General features: G+C 23.9%; 22 protein-coding genes and 1 pseudogene. 9 read left to right on the top strand and 14 right to left on the bottom strand.

Features of this window, described 5'->3' with window-relative positions; all coding sequences use genetic code 4:
* Positions 1–6 precede the first annotated feature (6 nt).
* The 3 genes from AACK81_RS08415 to AACK81_RS08425 form a co-directional block, all read right to left on the bottom strand.
* Complete coding sequence (locus AACK81_RS08415) at positions 7–1,977, bottom strand: hypothetical protein (protein ID WP_338961384.1); 1,971 nt, start codon at positions 1,975–1,977, stop codon at positions 7–9.
* Positions 1,978–2,154: 177 nt separating this feature from the next.
* Positions 2,155–2,484, bottom strand: a complete 330-nt coding sequence (rpmE, locus tag AACK81_RS08890; RefSeq protein ID WP_422397353.1) for a 50S ribosomal protein L31 — start codon at positions 2,482–2,484, stop codon at positions 2,155–2,157.
* Between the two features lie 988 nt (positions 2,485–3,472).
* Complete coding sequence (locus AACK81_RS08425; RefSeq protein WP_338960236.1) at positions 3,473–4,423, bottom strand: IS30 family transposase; 951 nt, start codon at positions 4,421–4,423, stop codon at positions 3,473–3,475.
* 336 nt (positions 4,424–4,759) lie between these two features.
* On the opposite strand from AACK81_RS08425, the gene AACK81_RS08430 reads away from it, so the two are divergent.
* On the top strand, positions 4,760–5,722 hold the full coding sequence (locus AACK81_RS08430) for a hypothetical protein (protein WP_338961387.1): 963 nt from the start codon (positions 4,760–4,762) through the stop codon (positions 5,720–5,722).
* Positions 5,723–5,769: 47 nt separating this feature from the next.
* Here AACK81_RS08430 and AACK81_RS08435 read toward each other — a convergent pair whose 3' ends face one another.
* Together AACK81_RS08435 and AACK81_RS08440 are read right to left on the bottom strand one after the other, a co-directional pair.
* Positions 5,770–7,005, bottom strand: a complete 1,236-nt coding sequence (locus AACK81_RS08435) for a VirB4 family type IV secretion system protein (RefSeq protein WP_338961389.1) — start codon at positions 7,003–7,005, stop codon at positions 5,770–5,772.
* 14 nt (positions 7,006–7,019) lie between these two features.
* A complete protein-coding gene (locus tag AACK81_RS08440) occupies positions 7,020–8,417 on the bottom strand; it encodes a hypothetical protein (RefSeq protein ID WP_338961391.1) in 1,398 nt (465 codons plus the stop codon).
* A gap of 102 nt (positions 8,418–8,519) precedes the next feature.
* On the opposite strand from AACK81_RS08440, the gene AACK81_RS08445 reads away from it, so the two are divergent.
* The 6 genes from AACK81_RS08445 to AACK81_RS08470 all read left to right on the top strand — a co-directional run bounded on the left by AACK81_RS08445 (position 8,520) and on the right by AACK81_RS08470 (position 13,650).
* The gene (locus AACK81_RS08445) at positions 8,520–9,323 is read left to right on the top strand and encodes a hypothetical protein (RefSeq protein WP_338961393.1); all 804 of its coding nucleotides are present in this window, start codon (positions 8,520–8,522) and stop codon (positions 9,321–9,323) included.
* Positions 9,324–9,845: 522 nt separating this feature from the next.
* The gene (locus AACK81_RS08450; RefSeq protein ID WP_338961395.1) at positions 9,846–10,784 is read left to right on the top strand and encodes a hypothetical protein; all 939 of its coding nucleotides are present in this window, start codon (positions 9,846–9,848) and stop codon (positions 10,782–10,784) included.
* A gap of 40 nt (positions 10,785–10,824) precedes the next feature.
* Positions 10,825–11,274: a hypothetical protein gene (locus AACK81_RS08455; protein ID WP_338961397.1), complete on the top strand. Its 450-nt coding sequence runs from the start codon at positions 10,825–10,827 to the stop codon at positions 11,272–11,274.
* Positions 11,275–11,559: 285 nt separating this feature from the next.
* A complete protein-coding gene (locus AACK81_RS08460) occupies positions 11,560–12,156 on the top strand; it encodes a hypothetical protein (protein ID WP_338961399.1) in 597 nt (198 codons plus the stop codon).
* Positions 12,157–12,195: 39 nt separating this feature from the next.
* On the top strand, positions 12,196–12,579 hold the full coding sequence (locus tag AACK81_RS08465; protein WP_338961401.1) for a hypothetical protein: 384 nt from the start codon (positions 12,196–12,198) through the stop codon (positions 12,577–12,579).
* Positions 12,580–12,723: 144 nt separating this feature from the next.
* Positions 12,724–13,650 (top strand): hypothetical protein, encoded by a 927-nt coding sequence (locus AACK81_RS08470; RefSeq protein ID WP_338961403.1) that lies wholly within the window; start codon positions 12,724–12,726, stop codon positions 13,648–13,650.
* 74 nt (positions 13,651–13,724) lie between these two features.
* On the opposite strand, the gene dnaB is transcribed toward AACK81_RS08470, so the two are convergent.
* The 7 genes from dnaB to AACK81_RS08505 all read right to left on the bottom strand — a co-directional run bounded on the left by dnaB (position 13,725) and on the right by AACK81_RS08505 (position 19,824).
* Positions 13,725–15,065 (bottom strand): replicative DNA helicase, encoded by a 1,341-nt coding sequence (gene dnaB / locus AACK81_RS08475; RefSeq protein WP_338961405.1) that lies wholly within the window; start codon positions 15,063–15,065, stop codon positions 13,725–13,727.
* A gap of 2 nt (positions 15,066–15,067) precedes the next feature.
* Positions 15,068–15,520 (bottom strand): 50S ribosomal protein L9, encoded by a 453-nt coding sequence (rplI, locus tag AACK81_RS08480; RefSeq protein ID WP_338961407.1) that lies wholly within the window; start codon positions 15,518–15,520, stop codon positions 15,068–15,070.
* A 23-nt stretch (positions 15,521–15,543) separates the two neighbouring features.
* Positions 15,544–17,541 carry a DHH family phosphoesterase gene (locus AACK81_RS08485; protein WP_252320081.1) on the bottom strand — a complete coding sequence of 666 codons (1,998 nt, stop codon included), beginning with the start codon at positions 17,539–17,541 and terminating at the stop codon, positions 15,544–15,546.
* A gap of 187 nt (positions 17,542–17,728) precedes the next feature.
* Entirely contained in the window at positions 17,729–17,959 is a 231-nt protein-coding gene (gene rpsR, locus AACK81_RS08490) for a 30S ribosomal protein S18 (RefSeq protein WP_338961409.1), read from the bottom strand.
* A gap of 12 nt (positions 17,960–17,971) precedes the next feature.
* A complete protein-coding gene (locus AACK81_RS08495) occupies positions 17,972–18,475 on the bottom strand; it encodes a single-stranded DNA-binding protein (RefSeq protein WP_338961411.1) in 504 nt (167 codons plus the stop codon).
* A gap of 30 nt (positions 18,476–18,505) precedes the next feature.
* On the bottom strand, positions 18,506–19,033 hold the full coding sequence (gene rpsF / locus AACK81_RS08500) for a 30S ribosomal protein S6 (protein WP_338961413.1): 528 nt from the start codon (positions 19,031–19,033) through the stop codon (positions 18,506–18,508).
* Between the two features lie 191 nt (positions 19,034–19,224).
* Positions 19,225–19,824 carry a deoxynucleoside kinase gene (locus tag AACK81_RS08505; RefSeq protein WP_252320085.1) on the bottom strand — a complete coding sequence of 200 codons (600 nt, stop codon included), beginning with the start codon at positions 19,822–19,824 and terminating at the stop codon, positions 19,225–19,227.
* Between the two features lie 391 nt (positions 19,825–20,215).
* Here AACK81_RS08505 and AACK81_RS08510 point away from each other — a divergent pair, with 391 nt between their 5' ends.
* Positions 20,216–21,211, top strand: coding sequence for a hypothetical protein (locus tag AACK81_RS08510; protein WP_338961415.1), 996 nt, complete (start codon positions 20,216–20,218; stop codon positions 21,209–21,211).
* A gap of 351 nt (positions 21,212–21,562) precedes the next feature.
* Positions 21,563–24,090, top strand: a pseudogene (locus tag AACK81_RS08895) (vitamin B12-dependent ribonucleotide reductase).
* Between the two features lie 52 nt (positions 24,091–24,142).
* Here AACK81_RS08895 and AACK81_RS08525 read toward each other — a convergent pair.
* Together AACK81_RS08525 and AACK81_RS08530 are read right to left on the bottom strand one after the other, a co-directional pair.
* A complete protein-coding gene (locus tag AACK81_RS08525) occupies positions 24,143–24,484 on the bottom strand; it encodes a hypothetical protein (RefSeq protein WP_338961421.1) in 342 nt (113 codons plus the stop codon).
* Positions 24,485–24,769: 285 nt separating this feature from the next.
* Complete coding sequence (locus AACK81_RS08530) at positions 24,770–25,579, bottom strand: hypothetical protein (RefSeq protein ID WP_338961423.1); 810 nt, start codon at positions 25,577–25,579, stop codon at positions 24,770–24,772.
* Between the last annotated feature and the right edge of the window lie 69 nt (positions 25,580–25,648).

The raw sequence follows: 25,648 nt of genomic DNA on the forward strand, positions 1-25,648 counted from the left end.
TCCTTTCTATCATGTACCAATTAATTGCTTTGTTTCATCATCAAAAACAAAAATTGAATTTTTAGTAATACTAATTCAACCAACGGTTCCCACTTCTAAATTATCATTATTATTAGTTAAAACTTCAAATTGTTCTGATTTAGTAGTTTCAACCAATAAATATGCTTTTTTATCATCAACTTTAGTAATATTTTTAATAACACCATTAATAATAATTGAATTTTTTAAAAAAGTAAATCGTGGTTTCTTTGCACTAAACAAAATGGCATTTGATTTAAAAGCAATAGTAGAAGCGGTTTTAGCACCAAACTTACCTAAATTTACATTATAAAAATATAAATTATGAGCATTTCATTCTCCCTTTGCGATATTAATATGCTGTTCATTTATTTCTTTTAATAAATTTAAAGATAATGGTTTATCAGTAATTTCACTAACATTTCCTTGTTGAATAATTATTTCATTTTCAATAACAGTAACATTAGTTGCTAATAAATTAATATCAACTTGATTATTAGTTGTAAAAATAATAATTATTTTCAAAAATTTTTGTAATTTTTTAATTCAATTTGCTAATTGTTCTTTATTATCAACATTTAAAAGTTCAAATGGGTTATGTAAAATTAAAATTTTAGTAGGCACAATTAATTGTTGAATGATTTTTATTATTTGTCGCTCTACTATTGTTAATTGTGTTAAACGTAGTGACAATAAATGACTTAGATCTAAATGTTTAAATATCATAACAATATTTTCACTAATTAAATCACGGACATCAATTAACTGTGAATATAAAGTTTGTAATTGTTGTTGATATGTTTCTTTATCTTGTAACTGTGGATTTTTTAAAATTTTATCATGATAGATTTTAATTTCATCTTTAATATTTTTTAAAAGTAAATGCATTTCATCTGGTAAAAGTTGCATTGCCACAAAATCTTGTTTCATATTAAATTTAATTCTTTGTACTTCTGCTAAGTCAATTCACTGGTCTAAAATTTGATCAATTTGACTACGAGTACATTTAATTTGTTGATATGAAACTAAATGATTAAGTTCACTATTAAAATTTTGATTATGATTGTTACAAGTTTTTAATGTAGTTCTAATTTCACTTCTAGTAGTACTAATCTCTCTATTTAAATAATTATTTATTTCTTTAATAACAAAACTAATTTCTCGTAGTTGAAACTCTCATTTTCTTTCTTTTGGTGGATTACATCCACAAAAACATGGTCCCACTAAACTTTCCAAACTAGAAATACGATCTTGCAAAGATTGTAAAAATAATAAGTTATTATTTGCAATAATATTTTTTTCTTCGGCAGTGAATTTTTTAATTAGAATATCTGTTAATTTTTCACTTCCAGCAAAATTAAATTTCTCTTGAGCAAAGTTTTTATGAAAATGATTAATTTGATATTGATATTCTTTAATAAAATTATTACGAGTGCTTTGTGTCTCATTAATAAAATTTTTAATAATATTAATTAATTTTTCTTTAAAATAACCACTGTCTAAATTTAAACCTGTATTTTTTAAGTTTTCAATATCAGTCTTAATTTTTTGATTAATATTACTTATTTCTTGTAAAAAAGGTTTATTAGTAACTGCTGTTCTTGCTAAGTTACGTTGAATACTAAATAATTTATTTCAACTCTGTAAATGCATACTAACATAAGCCATTTTTCGTTCAAAAGCAATACTATTATAAGTAACATCAATATCATCAATTAAAATTTTACCCTCCATAATAGCAGAAGAACCTGCTAGAGCATTAATTAATTTTTCAATATTATCTTCATCATTACTAAAAATTGCCAAGCAACTAGGATATTTTCCTTCAAAACTTCAATCTTTTACGGCTTTTTCAACGGATAAATTAATAATACTAAAATTAAAGTTACTAGTTTGCTCAGTATTATATCTAATACCTTTACTTATTACCAATTTATTAAAATCAGATGATTTTTCCATAAAACCATTCCCTACCTTAAAGTTTTTTATTTCATATACTATTAAAATTATATTCTATATTTATTGGGTTGTATACATACAATATTTTAACTTAATTAATGTTAAATATGTCTGTAAATAATTTTATTTTTAGAGTATAAAAAAAGAAACTATGATTAGTTTCTAGTTTAATTAAAATTATTTTTTAACTTGTTTAGTATCAGTTAGTTTTAGAACATCTTTTGCTGTTTCTAATACAATAGTTTTAGTATTTTGTGGTTTTGCTTTGTTTATTTCAACAGTTTTTGTTTTTGTTTCAACTTGTTTACTTGCTTTTGTATTAAAGCGTTCAACTCTTCCTTTTGCTGAAACAAATGATTGTTTTCCAATATAAAATGGATGACAACTTGAACATGTATCAACACGGATTTCTTTACCCTTAGTTGAACCACTTATAAAATTATTGCTACATGTTATACATGTTACTTTAGTTTGAAAATACTCTGGATGGATGCTTGCTTTTGCCATGGTTTCACCTCACTTATAAAATTACTATTAATAAAAAGTACTTAAAAATAATATCATTAACAATATAAAAAAGCAAATAAATATTAATGATGGATAGAGTTTTTATTTTGGTAGATTATGTTGTAAAAATGTGTTCTAATTCAATTAACTAGATATCATGAATTTTATTTTTTTTAAATTAGACTTGGTGCAAAACCTTTGATATTGATAATAATCATTAAATTATTAAAATTAAAGGTTTTGCACCAAGTCTATTATATATTCTATTGAAATCTAAAACTTAAAAATTGTTTTTATATGAATAAAAAAATATTATTTACATAATTGATACATTTTTCAGTTAATTAAATACAATAAAAAATATTTACTTTCAGTAATTAAAGATAAAACTTTAATTTGTAAATGATTAGTACTGCTTTGATATTTTTTAATACCTAATGCTAAATTAGAAAGATAAACATAACGATATTTATATTTATCTCAATGCTTGGTATTGATAGCACAGATATTATTAATTTTCTTGTTCTTGTACGATTAGGAATATATAATCTTGGTTATCTTCGTATTCAACTTTTAAATCTTCTAATGCTTTTTAAAAACATCAACTAATATTTATCATAGAAAATGTTTTTACATTGATATCATTCCCCCTATTCTGCTTTTAAAAATTAATTAATACTACATTAATTTTACTAATTAATGTAAACAAAAATGTTTACAAAGTGTTTAATATACTAAAATAATGTTTTATACTTAACATGTATAAAATAAACTATTTTTTATAAATACTAAAAAAGGGATAAATGATGAATGATCAAAACAATGATGAGTACTCTTTAATTTTATTAGGTAATGGGTTTGATAGGTCATTAAATCAGCCCACAACGTATAAAGATTACACAAATTGAGTAAAAGATGAATATATTAAAAACACTGTAAAATCTTATGAAAAAAAACAAATAATGCTAAATTGTAAAGGTAAGTGCAACTAAATTATTTTTCTATCCAAATATTCGATTGGTGAAAGATAATTTAGTATTTTTCTTGGTCTTTGGTTTAAAGACAATATAAATTTATGAACTTCATTTTTATTAGTTTTTGAAAAAATAAATTTTTTAGGAAATTTTTCTCTAATTAAACCATTAGTATTTTCATTAGTACCTCTTTGTCAAGGTGAATATGGATTGGCAAAATAAATTTTTATATCTAAATTTTTTTCAAGTTGTTGTCAATTTGAAAATTCTTTGCCACGATCAAAAGTAATAGTTTTAACAATGTTTTTAGGAAGAATTGATAAATAATAACTAACATTTTTATTAATAACTTTAGTAGTTCTGTTTTTAACTAATATTGCTAAAGTAAATCGTGATACTCTTTCAACTAAAGTTATTAAACATGATTTGCTTTTACCTCGTGATGATACTATAGTATCTCCTTCTCAATGACCAAGTGTTATACGATCATTAACATTTATATCTCGTTCTTTAATTGATTTACCATTAAACTTGCCACGATTTTCTTTAGATTTTCGTTTTTTACCTTTTCTTCTTAAATTTTTACTAGTAACTTTATCAAGCATTCCAAAATAAATTCAAGTATAAATTGTTTTAAAACTAATAACTCACTCTTTATGAAAATTTTTAATTCTGCCATAAATTTGTTCAGGTGATCAACCTAATAGTAATTTTTGTTGTACATATTTTACTAAATTCTTATTTTTAAACTTATGAAAACTAATATGTGATTGTTTTCGATTTTCAGCTTTATTTTGTGCAATTAATGAAAAATAATGATTATTATCTTTATTTCTATTAATTTCTCGAATAATAGTACTAATACTTCGATTAAGATTTTTAGCTATTTCACTAATTTTAAATTTAAATTTCAATTGATTCTCAATATAAATCCTTTCATCTATGCCAAGATGTTTATAACTCATATAAAAACTCCTTACTTTTTTCTAAACTAAATTTAGCATTATGAAATTTTTATATGAGAATTTTTTGCAATTTTATTTACTTGCACTTACAAGTATAACTCAGCAATAAAAAAATCTTATGAATTTATAGAAGAATTTGAAAAATGAAAACAAATTAATAAAGTCAATGAAAAAGAACTTTTATGATCTGATCTTGAAACAGATTTATTAACTTTTTTTAATGAAAAACATAATGACTTAATCAATAAAAGTAAAATACCCAATACTAAAAAATTAAAAATAAAAAGGACAGATTGAGAAAAATTAATCTATAGCTATTCTAGATTTTGTTTTTTAATGCAAACATACTATTTAATAATAGTAAATAAAATAAAAGATAAAAAAACAAAAGATAGTATTATTAAAAAAATTAAATTATTTGATAGTAATGAAATTGCAGGAAACAATAAAGTTATTTCAGTAATTTCATTAAATTATACTTTCCCCTATGAATTTGTAAATAAAAAAGATGACTTTCAAAATAAGACTAAAGTATCTAATAAAATTTATTTATTACACTATACTGTTTTTACAAATAATTTATTTGATTTTTCATGATCATTATTAAATAATTTAAACACAGGAACCTTTCTTAAAAAATTTAAAAAATTTGGGAAAGTTAATGAATTTACCAATTTATCTTGCGGTTTTATTAATTCTGATAATAGAGGCAAGATATCTAATCCAGTAACAAAAACTTCTTTTAAACCAAGTAAAGAAATGAATCTAAATCAAATAATAGAAGATTTAAAATTAAAAATAAATAATAAATTAAATTTGATTGAAGATAATAAATTAGAAAATATTAAGCAAATAATATCAGAAATTAATGTACAAGAATTCATAGAAGAAAATGAACAGGATTGAACTAAATATAATGTCACTTTGATACCTGAACATCATTTTTTTCAATCTTTAATATTGGGTAACGAAAGTGTTACTAATGAAAAATTACTTTTTTTGTCAAAAAGTAAAGGTGATTTTTTATGTGTTGAAAATTATCCTAAAACAATATTAAATTTAATAGAAAATAAGATAGAAGACTTAAAAGTTCAAACTGGTTTCATTGATATTTTTGGTTATTCTTTTGGAACTGCTGATGTTACAGTAAATGAATGATTATTAAATAAACTTAAAAATGGTTGAAAAATTAATTTATGTTTTTGAGAAGAACAAAAAGATTATCCATGTGTTAAAGAAACTGAAGAAAATTTTAAAAAAATGTTTCCAAATTTTTCATATCAAAAGAAATTTTGATAAACAAAAATAGCCCCAGATAACTAAATAAAGTTATCTGGGGCTATTAATTATTTTATATTATCAAATGCTTTAAATTCACTATTTAAAATACTAATATTCAAGCAATAACGTTCATAACTATGAACAATCATTAATGCGTCGCCCTTACCTGCTCGTTGAATAAAATCTGTTTCTTCAGGTGAAAGACCTCCATATGATTGATATAATAATTTAACATCATTCAAATCACTAGGAGCAAGATTAAAAATAAAAGTATATTGGGTATTATTAATCATGGCTGTTGTTTTCTTTTTAATATCTTCAGTACCTGTAAAGTCATTAATATTTTGAGTTGTAATAATAATTCCAGCATGATACTTACGACAACGTTTTACCATTTGATACATAAAATTAAGAGCTACAGGGTTATCTTTATCAATCGCTAAGTGAGCTTCATCAATAACGATGATTAATTCTTTATCCTTTTTAAATCGATTACGTTTAACCTCACCTTTAATAAAAACAAGAACTAAGTATAACTGAGCAGCTATAATTTTAGGAATATCTTGATCGAATAATGTTCAAACATCATAAACAACAAATTGATTATTAAAATTTAATGTTGTATGACCGTTTCATAATTTACTATATTGACCATCATTACAAAAGTCATACTGAATAATATCCATTAATTCATTTAAGGTTTTATTTGGCTTTTCTTGGTAACTATGACAAATAGTCTCATATAAATTTTGGAAGGTAGGAAATTGTCCTGGTTTCAATTTACTAATATCAGTAGCATTAGTAATTTGAAATTTAGTATATGTTTTTTGAATTTCATTAATTAAGACTCGTAATTCTCTTTCTTTTAAATCATGATATAGGGTTCTAAATCATTGCGTTAATGTTCGTAGATGATTAGATACTGGAGCTTCATTAATTTCATCAAAGTTTTCAGTTGTAGCTTCATCTAATTCTTTAAAATTATTATCTAAAACTTGTAAAGGATTAATACGACCGATAGTGGCATTACCAATATCAATTCATTGACCTTTGTAATAGTTACATAAGTTTTGATACTCACGTTCAGGATCAATAACAATAACAGTTCGCCCCATGTTTAAGTGAAAAGCAATTTCTTTTTTAGTTAAAGTAGATTTACCACTACCACTAGTACCAATGATAATTTGATTATGATTCTTACGTTTATCATTAAGCATAAATTGGTCGAATAACATTGCATCATTAGTTGTGTTTTCACCTAAATATAACCCTTTATAGTCGTTTAAACCACCATTTAACAATGGGAAAGAACTAGCTAGTGTTCAAAACAAGGCATTTCACGACCATTCTTAAAGATTAATGGAACATTAGGCTTAGGTAATACGGCACTAAAACCTAGTAATTGTCGATAAGTTAAAGGGTTGACTTCCATATCTAATTCTTTTAGTGAATTTTTTAATCGAGCACGTGATTCAACTAAACTATTTAAACTTGTACCGTAACTTAAAAATAATAAATTAACATTTTTAACTATTTCACTACCACCAGCAATACTATCACTTAAAGCTTCATAGGCATTAATTTGATATTCAACTTCTCGACTAGTCATATTTGATTTTGTTCGATAGTGTTTAACCTTAGAGTTATTAATTGCTTTATCTAAAGCTTTCTTAATACTTTTGTTTGATAATGGATAAATATTTCAAATAATAGTTTGCTCATTAGAAGAGAGATAAGCTCCTCAGCCACTACGTGGTTCAAAAGGATATTCTTGAATAATATCAATGCCATAGTACAATTTATCAGCTGTTATGTGGTCTTTAGATATAGTAAATTCTTTAAATGATAAAATGTTTTCTAAATTATTTTTATGACATTTAAATTGCTTTAAGGTAATAGACTTACTATAAGGATTATAAATTGAATTAATAGTATTAACTAGTTGAAAGTTAGTTAATTGTTCACAACCAAAACCATTATGTTGTAACTTAGTAGTTACTTGTTGGCAATAGCTTTCAAGTTCACTAATAGTTACGCCATAAACAAAGAAAAAGAATGCTTTTCTTGTTTTAATAAAATTATCACTATTAATTTGTTGTGATTGTAAAGCTTCAATCTGTTCTTGTAATTGTTGATATTGCGAGCTACCAACTTCACATGCTTTTAATTGTTCTTGGTAATAAGTTATTGTTTCACTAAAATTAATCGGTAAATCAATTTTCATCATTGTAATTGGAAAATCACAGTATTTAAAAGTATCTTGTAAATCTTGGATTTTTAACATTTGTGTTTCTGGATTTAATAGACTTAAATTAAAACCTTTAACTTCAAATCCTGCAACATAATATTCATAATCACCTAATAATTGAGTTTTAATAAAGTATTCTTTTACTGCACAATCATAAGGAACTAACAAACTAGTATCTTGTTTAGTTTTTTCTTGATATTTTCTGGGAGCAATTAAATATTTGATTCATAATAAAATAACTTCTCAACCTCTTAAATGTCCCATCATTGGACAAATTAAAGGTGCTACTAAAAATGAACCAAAGAGAAAGATTGGAATTCGAATATATCATTGTAGTGGCAAAGTTAAAAATATTGCAGCCGCTAACACAATTCATATTATTGCTAATACGAATTCAATAATTGATATGCCACGAAAGAACTCTAAGCGAGTTCGACGAATAGCTTTTGGGATTAAATTTTGCATATTAATCCTCCTTTCTGAAATAAAAAATAAGGTTATATTTAACCTTATTATTTGCGATAATAAACATATATAAATTCATATTTGAAACCGAGGAATTATAAAGTGTTAAATTTAAATAAACTTGAAGATTATATAATTGCAATTTTACTAACTTTTGAAAATAGAAAAAAATCTATCAATAGTTGAGATTCTGATTATTTAATTGAAAACATCATTATTAATCAATTTTATAAATTTTTTAATGAAATAAACTTTCAAAATACAAATGCAATGAATTTAAGAAGTATTATTGAGTCAGAAATTAGTGGAGTAGCAAAAAATATAAGAAATTTAAATAAAAAATTAGGCATTGAATATATTTCTGAAGAATTTTTAGATCAACATCATAAAGAACTCAATCAAAGACTTTCGAATAGAGATTCACTTAAACAATTATTTAATGAATGAATAGAAATAAATGCTTTTCTAAATAACTTAAAATCGGATAAAACTAATATTAGAGAATTAGAATTTGGAAACAAAAATGAACAAATAATCAATTATGCTAATAACATATATTCTATAAATAAAAGATTTCTTAAGAAAATAAATCAAGTACTTGTTAATAAAGAAGAAAAAAAATATACTTTAGACTATTTAAAAGTATTGATTTCAAATGATATCGCTCATCCAGATTTAAATATTCTAAAAAAATACATTGATTTAAATAAGGAAGTAATTGACGAAATAATAAAATTTAATAATAAAAAAAATAAAGATAAATTTAGGAATGACCCAGAGCATAATGATTTTATTACGAATTACTCTTATAAAGAGTGCTTATTTTATCTTTTCATTCAGTCATTACTTTCTCTTTTTATTACTAAAATAATTAATTTAATACCCCCTAGTTTGTGGCCTTATTAATAAAAAATATTTATTTTGCATTTTTATTATTTTTATTTCGTTTTAATCCGCCAATACCTTTTTTCTTGCGATGGTATCTTAAATAACCAACTCCTATAATAAGAAGAATTGAGCCAAATACTACAAAGATAATTCATGTTGTACTAAAGCTACTACTATTATGATTAGGGTCTGGAACTGGGGTTGGAGTTGGGGGAATGGAGGAATTGGTGGGTCAGGTGGTGCTGGTGGAGCTTTAGGATTATTAATTAGTTGTAAGATTGTGTGCCATTAATACATTTTAGTGACTTGTCTTGATCAAAAATAGTGATGTTTAAATTAACCCAAGTTTTACTTGTTAAAAATTGTTTTAAGGTTGCATCATTTAAATTTATTAAAATTAATTAATATGGAAAAAATATTGAAAAAAATATAAAATTTGATAATCTTTAATCATAAACATATAAGTTTTAAAAAACCTATTACTTTATTTAAAAGTAAATAGGTTTTTTATTTAGAAATATATTAAAGGAGAAAATAAAGATGTTAGATTTTGCTAAATATTTTGATTTACAAAGTGATGGTGAATATTTTGATTCAATCATGAAAAATATAATTAAAGAAAATAGAAAAAATGAAAATGTAGTTAATATTTCAGAAGAGGAATTAATATTAAAAGAAACTAATGATTTCAAAGAATTTAAATCACTAATTGAAAAAGAAATTAAAATGTTTATTTTTAATGATGTAAAAAAAACTCTACAAGAATGAAAAATAAAAAATTTTAAAAAAATTTATGCTCTTGAAGAAAGAGGAATAAAATATAGTCGTCAAAATTATCCAGATCAAATATTTCAAACTCACTATGCTATTTATCAAAGAATTAGTGAATATTTTAATAATGATTATAATACTTTGATAATTTCTGAAATTTTAAAAAATTTAAAAGAATTAGAAAAAATCTATAAAGAACTTAATAAATTTGATGATGTTTTTACTGATAATTGTTTTTTATTAGAAGAACTATTACCAGAATTTCAAGAAAATACAAGTAAAAATAGTATGAATGAAATGCAAAACAGAAAAAGAAATATTAAACAATTGGCAAAAGAAAATGAGCAAGAAAATGAAGAATGAGATATAACAGAAGAAGATGAAATTAAAGAATTAAAAAGTAACAATACTAATAGAAAAATTGCTCTTTATGAATTATTAAATAAAAAACTTGATGAGAAAAAGAAACTTAAATTTAAACCTTGAAATAATGCTAAACGTAAACAAATTGATCAAGAAATTACAAAAATTAAAAAAGAATTACAAACTATTGAAGAACATGAAGAAAATGAAAACAATAAAGTTATTGAACAAATAATTACCGAAATTAACCAACTACAAGTTCAACCTTCAATTAACACAGATGATGATATGAATAATTATTATGATGAACAAACAACTATTCAAAAACAATCTTCAACTTTATAAAAAGTATTACATTAAATGTAAAATAGAACAAGATACAAATTTGAATAATTTTTTAAATTCAGAATTTAATGTTGAAAGTTTTAAAAAAGTCTTCAAAACTATAATTTTGATATTTTTTAAATATGAATTGTTTGAATTTAAGACATTATTAAATTTCTATCCAAATTTAAAATCTGAAGCAAATGCTTATGAAAACTTTAGTAATAAAATAATTGATTTGTGTTTGAAAAATGATTCATTGAAATTAAAAATTATTAAAGAATATACAAAAGTAGTTGAAGAAATTGTTAAAAAATCAATAACAGTAGCAGAAGATTGAAATAATGCATCTATAAATTTTACTGAAACTATTTTAAGTAAAATATTATGAAAAGAAATACCATTTTATTCACAATGAAATAAAACAGATATAGATTTTATTAATCAAGAAAATAGCAAAGTTTCAACAAGTAAAGGTCAAAGTTCTAGTAATAAATTACAAAAAATATAAATCTTAGATACTTTTAAACTTTAGACATATTACGCAACTAATTAATTTTAAAAATTGAAAAAATATTTAATATTTTACTTCATTAATTGATTTATAGTAGTGTTTGGAGAAATTATAAGGTAGCGATGTTATTAATTTTTATCCATATATAATTTCATATATCCTTGAAATGAAATGAAATAAATTACCTTTTATACACTGAAAAAAGTTTTAAAAATATTATAATAAATAAATGATATATTTGAATATGTCACCATAAATCTAAAAATTTTAAAGAGGTATAAAATGAAAAGAATATTAAATATTTTAAGTTGTTTAACATTTAGTGCATTAACTACTATTAACATTAACGCTTGTGACTTTTTTGATAACAACCCTCACAAATCAAAATCTTTGTACGAAAATGAAGAATGATTTAATGGCACAAGTTCTCAATATGAAGGCAATATTGTAGACAATATCAATATAATGTCTTGAAAAAAATATCATTTAGATTGACAATCATTTATTAAAAAGTATCAATTGTTAAATTTTGATGATAAAGCAATTATTAAAGTTGAAACTGCCACATATAAAAACTGTATATGACATAATTTACCATCTCAAATTACAGGACCTAACTTATCAGTTAATACAGCAAAAATTAACACATCAAGTAACACAAATGATGAAAAAAACAAAATTTGTTGAAATATAGAATTTATGTATTATTATGGCAGTTGATTTACTCCGTTAGTTTTTATTCATATATATGCTCAAGCATTTTTTTGATATAGTAATAATGGCAATATATATTTATCTATTCATTTAAAAGAAGAATCAAAAAATGCTGTAGAAGGAGCACACTTTAAATTTCAAATAAATAGTACATATTTAAGCTAAATTTATTAATTATAATAATGAAAAGGGGACAATATAACAATGAATGATGAAGATGAAAAATGTGACTTAGAAGTTAAATCAATTTTAGAAAAACAATATAAAAATGATCAAATCAAAGAGTTCTTAGTAAAACTTATAAATTCAAAAAAAGAAGAAAATAAATTTTATAGTAACTTAGAATTACTGGCGGATGTTTCACTATATTATAAAAAAATTAAAAAAACTGTTAAAATAACAAATAATATTTTGGAAATAATAAGCAAAATTTTAAAATTAAATGATACTGAAATAAATAATTTTTTAAGTTTAAGTTGAAATAAAATTCAAGAAATAACTACAGAAAAAATCATAAATATCGAAGAAATTAATGATTTATTAAATGAACCTTTTGTAAATACTTCATATATTAATCAAAAAATTTAATATAGATTTCTAATTTAATATCTTTCTAAAATACTTATATTAACTTCATAAATAACACTCAAAAGTATTATAAATACTATTTTATTTTTGAAATAATGTAAAATTATTTTATAAAAGGGTTAAAGTTTGAAAAAGGGGTATTTTATGAAAAATTTAAAAAGTATACTATCAATTGTAGATGTTTTAGGATTTACAGCAGCAACAACAAGCAATGTCTCTGCATGTATAAGTAATATAACAAGTAATTTTCAAGAAATAACAAATTGAAAAGAAAATAATGGTGAAATTCAAAGCTTAGTTAATAATAAAAATACTATTTATGCAGGAACCAAAACTGGTGATGACAAAGGTAATTTATTTAAAATTACAAAAGATGACACAACAACACCTTTAACAAATTGAAAAGAAAGTAATGGTAAAGTTCAAAGTTTATTAAATGTTAATGATACGATCTATGTTAGAACAAAAACTGGCGATGGCAAAGGTAATTTATTTAAAATTACTAATGATGATACAATAACAGCACTATCTGATTGAAAAGATACTAATGGTGAAGTTCGTGGTTTACTAAATGTCAATGGCACAATTTATGTTGGAACTAAAACAACACCCGTTGATAATGTATATACAGGAAAGTTAATTAAAATTACAAAAGATGACACAATAACAATATTATCAAAATGAAATGTAAACAATGGTGAAATTTATAGTTTAACTACTTCAACAAACGAAAATATTTATATCGGAACTAAAACTGGTGATGGTCAAGGATATTTATATAAAGTTAAAGAAGATGGTGAAAATACAGTAGTAACTAACTGAAAAGATACTAATGGTGAAGTTTTAAGTCTAGTTAATGATAATAATACAATTTTTGTTGGAACAAGAACTACTGATGGTAAAGGAAGATTATTTAAAGTTGTCTATACAGTAGCAATTGGTATTTTTAGTTGAAGTAGCAGTGGTGGTGAAGTACATAGTTTATTAAATATCAATGGTATTGTTTACGCTGGAACTAAAATTAATGATAATAAAGGAAAACTATTTAAAAGTTTAAATCCAGAAGGATAATAAAAACTAATTAATTTAATTTATTAACTTCTTTTAAAAAAACCTAAAATTAAATTTTAGGTTTTTTATTATTTTTATCCTGTATAATTTTCAAACTTACCTCATTTTGGAATAAAAACAGTTACTACTTTTCCTGTCGGGCCGTTTCGATGTTTAGAAATAAGAATTTCAGCAAGATTACTTTCTTGTGAACTTGTTGTTTCTTCTCTATTTTTTTCCTTATAATAATCATCACGATATAAAAACATAATTACATCAGCATCTTGTTCAATAGCCCCTGACTCACGTAAATCAGACATTAAAGGGCGTTTTTCTTCACGTCTCTCCACCATTCTTGATAATTGTGATAAACAAACAATTGGTACTCTTAATTCTCTTGCCAAAATTTTTAAACTACGAGAAATATTTGAAACTTCTTGTTGACGTGATTCACTATCTCTACCAGTTAATAACTGTAAATAATCAATAATTACTAACTTAATGCTATTTTCACGACTTAATTTTCTTAATTTAGTTTGCAACTCTAAAACTCTTAAACCAGGTGTATCATCAATAATAATTCTTTTTTGTTTCAATTGCTCAGCAGTAGCACTAATACGATTTCAATCAGCCTGTGTAAATTTAGACTTATTACGTAAACGATTAGCATCAAAATGTCCTTGACAAGAAATCATTCTTGTAATTAATTGATCTTTTGGCATTTCTAATGAAAAAATAACAACAACATCGTTTTTATTATCTTGTTCATTAGCAGCATTTAAAGCAAAATTAAGTGCTAAGGCGGTTTTACCCATTGAAGGTCTAGCTGCTAAAATAATTAAGTCACCTCGTTGAAAACCACTAGTAATCATATCCAAATTGTTAATACCTGAACTTGTACCAGTAATATTAACTGTTGATTTTTGTAGTTGTTCAATTTTAGTTACCACATCATCAATGTGTTCACTAATTGGCAACATCTCTTCATGATTACGTTCACTACTTACTTGTACAATTTGAGCTTCAGCAGCAATTAAAACTTCATTAATTGACTTTTCACTTTGTAACTCTTTACCAATATTTTTTAAAGCATTTTCTAATTGTCGTTTAGTAGTTCTTTCAATCAAAATATCAATGTGTTCTTTTAAATTAGCATCAGTAATATATTGAGCCACTAAAGAAGATAAATATTCAATTCCACCAATTTTATCCAAATTATTTTGCTTAACTAATTCTTCGGCAATAGTTGTTACATCAATACCAGAATTATTTTTATAAAGATTGGTAATTGTTTTAAAAATAATTTGATTAGAATTAATTGTAAAGTCATGTGGTGCCAATAAATTTAATGCACTTTCACATGCTGGTGATGATTGAATCATCGCACTTAAAACATTAACTTCTGCATTATTTATATATTGACTATTGTTAGACATAATTATTCTCCTAAAACTTCAACCTTTAATTGTGCAATAATTGTAACATCTAATTTAATATTAATGTTAGTTATACCTAATTCATTAATAGGATTAAATTTAACAAATTTATGTTTATCAATTTTAATGTTATATTTTTGCACTAGTTGTTCACAAATTTGTTTTGAAGAAATAGCACCAGAAACTTTACCATTATTACTTTTTAATTTAAATTGTAAAGTAATTAAAGCTAATTGTTCTTTAATTTTTTGTAAATCTTCTAATTCCATTTCTCGTTGTATTTTTTTATTTTCAATTACTTTTTGATTAATTTTTAATGCTTCTGATGTAGCAATTACAGCTAATTTTCTAGGTAATAAATAATTTTTACCATAACCATCACTAACATTAACAACTTCACCTTTTTTACCATAATTTTTAACATCCGTTAAAAGTACAACTTTCATTGTAAACATCTCACTTTCTATTTTAATAATTTTTAATACCTTTCAGTAGTAGCACTCTCACTTTGATATACACCACTTTCAATTAGTTTTACCAATTCATCATACAATGCTCTAATTCCCAATTTACTACTTTGGACAGCAGCAGCACTAAAGTGACCACCACCACCTAAGTTTTCACAAATAATTTGAACATTTATTTCACCGTTGCTTCGTGCTGATAAACAGGCACGTCCTTGACGATCATAAGCAATAGTAAATGATGCTTTACAATCACGTAAGTCTAACAACATTTCTGAAATTTGGGCTAAATATGAAGTATGTACTTCTAAGTTTTCATCACCAACAGCAACTAAAAATCCTTTTTTAATTTCTTGGGCGTGACTAATTAAAGCAAATTTATCAATTAGTTCATTTAAACTATTTTTCAATAATCCTTTAACTTTAGAAGGAGAAGCGCCTCAATCAGTTAATAATCCACAGGCTTCAAAAGTTCTTCTTGTTGTTCTTACTTGGAAATTATTAGTATCAATTAAAATACCTGCAAACATTATATTTCATAAAAATTCTGATTCAATATTATTAAAATCATTATAATAAATAATTTCTGTCATTGCTTCAGCTGTTGAAGAAGTTCCTGCATCAATATAAGAAGTAATGGTACTACTAATTGATTCATCAGAAACACGATGATGATCAATAACAATAATTTTTACAGCTTTACTTAATAAATCAGGACTATCAACGCGTTGCGGATTATGAGTATCAACAACAATTAATAAAGTATTTGCATGAAGAAATTTAAGTGCTTGTTTACCTGTAATAAAATTACGACTAATATAACTTTCAGGAACAAGTTCATGAAGAATTTTTAATGTTTTTTCATCAACTTCATTTTGATTAATAACATAATGAGCACTTTTATTTAAACTTTTAGCAATTTCAATAATGGCTGTTCCTGAAGAAATACTATCAAAATCAGCAGCTGCATGTCCCATAACTAAAATGTTTTCTGCTAATTTTATTTCATTATATAATGATTGTGCAAACATTCTAATATTAATTTTAGATTCTGATTGTTTTGCTTCAATAGTACCTCCAATAAAAACTGTATTACCACCAAATTCACGAATAACTACTTGATCACCACCACGATAAACTGCTAACTCTTTACTTTCAATAGCCAAATCATATAGATCTTTACTAATAGCATTACCATAAGAGAAACCAGCAGATAACGTAATATCTGCTTTAAATTTTTTAACACCTTCTCGAATATTTTTAATAAGTGGAAAGTTATCATTTCTTGCTTTATTAAATTCATTTTGATAAAGTAAAATATTGTAACCATCTTCAATATTACCTAATAATAAACCTGAATAATTATTAGCAAAATCATTTAATTCAGTTTTAATAAATGCTTCAACACGAATTTGATTCTCAACTCTTAATTTTTGTAAAGAATTATAAAAATTATCAATACTAATTACACCAAAAACTAATTTTTCTTGCTGTAATTTATTATATAAGAAATGATATTTAGTTGTTTCTTGTAACAAAATTGTTCTAGTTTGTACTAAATAAATAGCATCATAAAGCATATCTTCAATTTTAAGTGTAATTTGAGTAATATTATTACTAATTAATTGTTCTAAATCTCTTGATAGTTTAACAATTGATTTTCCAATTAATCTACCTAAACCTTTATCTTCTAAAAATTCACTTACTCACATAATTGATAAATCACTATCCAAAACAATCATACCAACACTACCAAAAGTTAAAGCTTGTGCATTATTTAATTTTATGATTTCGGCTGTGTTAATATAACGATGACGAATTCATAAACTAAATAAAAAAATATAAAGACAAACAATAATAAAATTACCTAAAACTAAACTTAAAATTACAGTAATAGTGACCACTTGTTCTGCTGTCTCAATATTAACAATAAAATAAGTCAAGCCAATTAAAATTTCAACTACTAATCAAACAATCATTATTAAATGATAATTTCTTAACGATTTGAACACTTTGTCACTTCCTTCTAATATTATTAATTATACTATAACACTAATACTAAAAACAGCCATTATCTTTTATGTAATATAATACTATTAAGGTCTTTTTATTTTAATTTTAAACTATTATTTAAAATAAAATATTTTTAAGATAAAAATAAATAAAAATTGAGTAAGATTTGTAAACTTACTCAATTTTTTATCTTGAATATCTTAATAATCCCATGATTTGGGCACGTTTTATATTTTTAGCAATTAAACGTTGATACTTTGGATTAGTACCTGTTGTTCTTGCTGGCAAAATTTTGCTATTATTACCCATAAATTTACTTAGTAATTCAATATCTTTATAATCAATATAAGTAATATTATTTTTAGTAATAAAACAAGATTTTCTTCTTGTAAAATTTCTTGGTTTACCAGTGTTCATAATTATCCTCCTTTAATTATTTAAATCTCAAATGATATCTTCTTCATCAAATTCTATATTTTGAATAGCAGTTTCTTTTTCTTGAAGCTGATTAGTATTAGTAAAGGCAATATCAGTACTATAATTAGGACTTTTAAAAGCATCATCTAAATGAATTTTATTCTCATCTCTTGGTTTTGAATAATTAATATTAGCATTATTATCACTACTATCTTTTTTACGATTATCTAAAAAAGTAACAGTTTGTGCAACCACTTCAGTAATATATAGTTCTTTTCCATTTTGATCGGTTGATTTTCTTACTGACAGTCTTCCTGAAACTGAAATTAAAGAACCTTTAACTAAATAATTAGTCATATTTTCAGCAACTTTATTTCAAGCCACACACGAAATATAATCAGCTTGATTTTGAATATTATTAACTGCAAGTGTAAAAAAAATAAAAGGTTTTCCTGTTGAAGTTTGATATAACTTTAAATCACGAGTGATTCTACCAATTAATGTAACAATATTCATTTTTTATCCTCACTTTTAACTTAGATTTTATTAATCTTTTTGTTCAGTATTCGATGCATTATTATTAGTATTTGTTTTTGAATTTTGGTAATTAGTTTTTGTACGATAAGATGATTCAGTACCAGCGATTGGTCTTGGTTTTCTTTCACCATTTTCATCACGATTATAAGAAGGACGATTTCCTGGTCTTGTTGGTCGAGAGAAAGAACTAGATTCTACTTGACGTTTTGGTTTAAACTTATTAACTTTTTCACTATCTAAATTAATAACTAAAAAACGCATTACGTCTAATTGTCTTTGTTTATTTAAAGCTACACGATTAAAGTTAGCAATGTTTTCTGGTGAAGTTAGCACTTCAATAATAAAATAATGACCCTTAACTTTTTTGTTAATAGGATAAGCAAATTGACGAATAGAATCTTGTTCTTTAGTAATTTTTCCAGCATTTTTAGTTAAAATTTCACAAAATTCTTTTTTAATTAATTGTGCTTTTTCTTGATTTTGATCATCAACGATGTACATAATTTCATAATTATGCTTTTGTTTTAAATCTTCCAATGTTCGAAGACCTCCTTTTGGGCATATGGCTCTGATGAGCAAGGAGTAAATATATTAAGTTTGATTTTTAAATATTTGACTCATACAATATTATAACGTAATTACCTTTAAAGTAAAGGAAAAATAACAATAATTATTAATATAACATGAGAAAAAATGACTAAATAAAAATTTGATTTCAATAAGAAATTTTATTTTATATAATCAATTATTTTTTGTACTATTTCCTTAGGAGTTAAATCATTAGTGTCAATTACTAAAAAATTAAAGTTATTTTTTTCTTTTTCATATCACTGTTCATATTTTTTATTTAATAAACTTCAGTATTCATGAGGTACATGTTTTTCTGATTCACGACCACGAAGGTTTATGCGTTCAATTGTGTTTTCAAGATTTGCTTTTAAATAGACAATTAAATCAGGCTTAATTTGTGGATCAAAATAAAGTGATGAAATAATAACATTATTATAAAAATTTAAATACACTTCATAATCTCTATCATTCATATTGTTTTGAGCTTTTAATACCTCAACAAAAATAGGATCTTCTAAAATACTACGATCAAAAATAACATTGTTAAAATTTTGTGCTTCTTTTAATTGTTTACTTCGTGCCATCAGCATAAATACTTGCATTTTAAAAGCATATTCTAAAGGATTTTGATAAAAATCATCTAAATAGGGATTACTAGTAACTGGCTCGTCCATAATTTTATATTTTAATAATTTTGCTAATTCTCTACTAATAGTGCTCTTACCAACACCAACTACACCAGATAATACAATTTTCATTTTTTGCCTCCCATAATATATGATTATAATTAATTTATCTTAATATATAAATTTTCTCCCTCCAAATAAAAAAACATTTAATAAATTAAATTTTACTTTTACTAAAACTCGTTGCTTATATTTTCAAAGATTAACATAATATCAATTACATTTTTTGAAATTATTGATAATACACTTTCTTGATTCTACACACCCTTTAATAACTATATTTATCATAACATATAAATTTTACTCTAACTTAAATCTATTATTTTTAGTTAACTTCCATATTAGTATTTTTAAATTTATTATTTATATATGTATATTGTCCTTTATAGGTTAATTTTATAAAATTAATATGATAAAACCAAACTAATAATTTTGTACTATTAATAAATAGAGGTGAATTTGTATGAATAACGACTGAGAAACATTTTTTAATTCTTCTGTACTAAAAATGAAAAAAGCAATAATTTCTTATAATAACTTTTTAGAAGATGATAGACTAGAAAATTTTTATATTTTTGCACATATAGCTTTTAATAGACTATTTATAGCTTTTTGTATAAAAAATGATAAAAAATATAAAAATGATAAAAAACAAAAAATTAAATTTTTTAACGAATTGTCTAATATATTAAAAAAGGAATCTGTCATAACTTCTGATGCAAAAAAAATAATAGATTTATTTAATAATATAAGAAATGAAATACATCACAATATTCATAATAATATAGACGATAAAACAATAAATTCAATAGAAAATGTAAAATTTTTGACTAGTTTAATAAACTTGTACAAAAGAATAATTTTTGAAATTTGACCCGATTTTAAATTATATGAAAACATAATATATTTTAATAATGATAATAATAATAATTTTAATATACCATTAGAAAATACTTACATGATCAAAGTAAAAGAAATTATTAATAAAGAAGAATTGCAAAATTTCTTTAAAGAATATGCTAAAAATATTATCATAGCAAATCATGATAGTAAAAAAGAAAACAATATTATTCTAAAAAAAGATTTAGACCCTAATGAAATAACTAAAGAAGATCTTAAACCTTCAGAAGTAGTAAGTGAATTAAAAACTCAATTTGATTCAAAATTTAATAAGATAGATTTTACAAATATATTAAAATATTTTTGTGTTTTTTCTTTACCAAATGAAAATAGCAACTGAGAGCCTTGAAATATGTCTAATAATTATGAAAAATTAACCATATCTAATAAATTTAAAAACCATTGTTATAAATTAGACATTACAAAGAGTATTTTATATAAGAAATCTATAATTAAACTTTTACTTAATTTTTTACAAAAATATCCCAATAATTATAAAAACTTCTTGAAAGAACAAAAAAAATTTAATAATAAAGGTAATATAAATGATTTTTTATAATTTTTTTATTAATTTTAATTTAAAGTTTAATATTTTATTTAAACATTAAAACCTAAACTTTCCAAAAAATATTTCTTATATAGTAGGCAATAATAACGTAGAACCACAAACAATAAAATACATTATTAAAAATAAATTTATAAATAAGAAAAATTAATTTGTAAGATTATTAGCATTGACTATATAATATTAAATTTGAATTTATTTATTTCAAAAAATAAATTTTTAATAAAATAAATTATGATATTATTTTCTGAAATAAATAATAAATTACTAACAATGTAAATTTAGACTTTAAATTTATCAATTGTTATAATAAGAATAAATTTGTAAAGGGTCAGGTGAATTTTTATGTACAGTGAAAGTTTAAAAAATAATTTAAATGAAGATATTAGTAAGCATTTTACACACTTAAAAACAATAGAAAAAGATTATAAAATTACTCATGAAGGTGTATCAAGAATGGTAATGCTTGATCGTTATGCACAAAAAGACAAAAATTTAATTACTTTAAAACGAGGTGATTTGGTAATTAGTATTATCCGTGAAGACGCTATTTTTCCAACTAGAGGAATTGGTTATGTTGTTGAAGAATTAGAAAATCAAGTTTATGCTATCAAAATTGAAGATGAATACCTAGGTTCAATTGATCCTGAACTAATAAAAATTTCTGGTAAAGCCGGTATTATCCACAAACAAAAATATGAACTTGAAAAACCACTAGAGTTATTTTATGAACAAATTGCTTATCGTGTTAGTAAATCATTAACTACAAAAGAATCACCAAAATTAAGATCTGTTTATTTATCCGAATTTTATGAGCAATTAAAATCGCTAAATATAGTACCTGCCGGAAGAGTTTTATATGGGGCTGGTAGTGATTCTGATGTTACTTTTTTTAACTGTTTCGTAATGCCTTTTATTCATGATTCACGAAGTGGAATTGCTGCCCATCGTCAAGAAGTTATGGAAATTATGTCACATGGTGGTGTTGTTGGTTCTAATGGTTCAACACTAAGACCAAAAGGTACTGTTGCTAAAACAGTTGGTGGTAAATCTTCAGGAGCTGTTTCTTGATTAAACGATTTATCTACATTAACTCATTTAGTAGAACAAGGTGGATCACGACGTGGCGCACAAATGATTATGCTAGCTGATTGACATCCAGATATTATCGAATTTATTATTTCAAAAATGCAAAATGCAAAAATTTTATTATGGTTAAAAGAAAATTCAAAATCAAGTTTAATTCGTGATGAAGCAAGTAAAAAATTAAAATTTGAAGTACTTAGTGACCAAGATCGCAATATTTTTGAATCAATCTTAAATAATGAACAACTTTTTAATGAAGAAATAATAGAAAATGCTAAAAATAAACTAGCACTTGGTGGATCTTGAGAAGTAATTAAAAGCGATTTTTTAACCGGAACTAATATTTCAGTAACAATTAGTGATGAATTTATGAATGCCGTTGCAACAAATGGTAAATGAAATTTACGTTTCCCTGACTTAGATAATTATACTATAACTCAAAAACAAGCTTATGATGAACATTGAAATAAAATTGGTGATGTTCATGATTGAGAAAAAATGGGTTACCCAATTAAAACTTATTATACAATTAATGCATCTGACTTATGAGATTTAATTAATTTCTGTGCTACATATTCAGCAGAACCTGGTATTTTTTTCATTGATAGAGCTAATGAAATGACTAATGCTCAAGCATATGGTATGCGTGTTGTTGCTACTAATCCTTGTGGTGAACAACCATTAGCACCCTATTCAGTTTGTAATTTATCAGCAATTAATTTAGCTAATTTTGTTAATAAAAAAACGAGTGAAATTCTTTACGATGAACTAAGTAAATCTGTAACAACTTGTGTTCGTATGCAAGATAATGTTATTGACAGCACTCCATACTTTTTAGAAGCAAATAAAAACAAGCACTTGGTGAACGAAGAATTGGTCTAGGAGTAATGGGTTTACATGATTTACTAATTTGAAGTAATCTAAAATACGGCTCAAAAGAAGCTAATGAAGTAGTTGATAAAATTTTTGAAACTATTACTACTAGTGCTTATCGTGCATCAATTAATATTGCTAAAGAAAAAGGAAGTTTTCCATTTTTAAAATCACGCGAAGCATTTATTAATAGTGGTTTCATGAAAACAATGCCTGAAGACATCAGAAATGATATTCTTAAATATGGTATCCGTAACTCACATTTATTAACTGTTGCTCCAACAGATTCAACCGGAACTATGGTTGGTGTATCAACAGGACTTGAACCATACTTTGCCTTTTCATATTTCCGTTCAGGAAGACTTGGCAAATTTATGGAAGTAAAAGCAAAAATTGTAAATGATTGATTACAGTATCATCCAGAATTTAAAGAAAAACCATTACCAGATATTTTTGTTTCAGCAATGCAATTAACACCTGAAGATCATGCTAATGTACAATGTATTATTCAGCGTTGAGTTGATTCTTCAATTTCAAAAACTGTTAATGCTCCAAAAGGTTACACTGTTAAAAAAGTAGAACAAATATATTACAAATTATATAAAGATGGAGCAAAAGGTGGAACTGTTTATGTTGATGTAAGTAGAGATAGTCAAGTCTTATCTTTATCCGATGATGATAATCAAATGCAAGAGCAAGTTAACTTAAGTGATCTTGGTCTAACTGAAACTTTTGCCGAAAGTATTAATGAAACAAAACCAATTAAACCAGGATGACGTAATGATCGTCAAGATCGTAAAATTGGTACTGATTTAGGTGACTTATGTACAATGTGTAAAGAAGGAGTCCTTGTCTTTAGCGCTGGTTGTTATACTTGCAATAATTGTGGTATTCAATCTAAATGCGGATTATAAAAATAAAAAACTACTTAAAATTAATTAAGTAGTTTTTTATTTTTGTATTTATTTATATTTTAGATGTTTGATAATTACTAGTTACATTCTGTTGTACTAAAGATGCTACTGAATGCAATTTATTTACTTCTTCACCTATATTTTTTCCTCAATCTTGAAGTTTTGTTTCAGATTTAAATGATTGATCATCTTCAAAAAATTTTTTTCTACACTCTTCATTGTACAATTTATGTTTTCTTAAAATATCAGATAAATTTTCTTCTCTTAATTCACTGTCAGATTCTATTGTTATAATATTTTCTTCTTGCAAATTTACTTCTTCTACAATACTTTCTAGTCTTTTCAATAATTTTTCTAGTTTTTTTTGTCTTTTTGATTTGGTTATATTTTTCATCAATACTTGGTTTAAATTAAAGAAGTGCACCTTTAAAAACTAGCAATACACCAATAGGTACGCCCCCACAGTTATACCAATAGGTCCTCCCGCAACTCCAATTAAAGCACCAAATAAAGCACCTCCAATCATAGGAACACCACCTTTTATAACCACAATTCCTAATAACTCTAAATTTTTACAAATATCAGGATGTTTTTTTGATTTTTATTTCAAAATTCTTTTAATTCATTATTTATTTTTTCTATAGTTTCTTTCATCTTTTATTCTCTTTCCATTTTTTGACTACAAAGATGGTTTAAATTTATTTTCTAAAGATAAATTTTGTAATCTTGTTGAATCTTCATCTAAATTTATATCTTGTCAACCATCAGTTTTTATGTTTTCTCTTTCTAAAAATAATTTGTCTCTTGACACGTCTTTATATAAGGTTGTAACTATATCTAATAATGCATCATAACATTTTTTATCACCAATCTTTAATTCTTTAATAGTTTTTTTAAAATTACTTGCATATTCCTCATATTCTTTTAATATAAGTTTCTTATTACTTTTATCTTGAAAATAATTATCTAAAATAATTTTTCATATTTTATTTTCAATATCTCGTATTTCTCTATCTTCTTTTGATAAGAAATTATTTTTCTCATTTTTACTTTTTTCTTCTAATATTTTACATCTTTGTAACTCTAAATCTTTTACTTCTTCTTTTTTATCATCTATAAGTAAATGTAAACAAGCAATTTTTTTATTAAGTCTTGTTTTTTCATTTTTTAAATCTTCAATTTCTTTTTCATTCTTATTTTTCTTTATTTTTTCTTTATTTTTTGCTTCAATTTTTTCTATTTTTGCTTCAATTTTTTCTATTTTTTTTAATTTTATTTTTATTTTTTTTTCTGCTTTTTCAATTTCTTCAAGTTTTTCATCTTCATCAAAAAACATATATTTAAAAAATATATCTTTGCTGTGTAACTTCATATATTCTGAATTTCTTAATTTTTCTTTTTCAAGTTTTTGTTCAAAAAGAAAAACTCACTCTTCTACTATTTTCGAATTAACTAAATTTTCAATTGCTACTGCTATATTTCTACTCATTTTTCCTATTCCCTTTCAATATTTTATAAAAAACCCATTTACTTTAAAAATAAAGTAAATGGGTAAAAA

Source organism: Spiroplasma endosymbiont of Lasioglossum villosulum, assembly GCF_964020195.1.
In the GTDB taxonomy this organism is placed as follows: Bacteria; Bacillota_I; Bacilli_A; order Mycoplasmatales; family VBWQ01; genus Spiroplasma_E; species Spiroplasma_E ixodetis_A.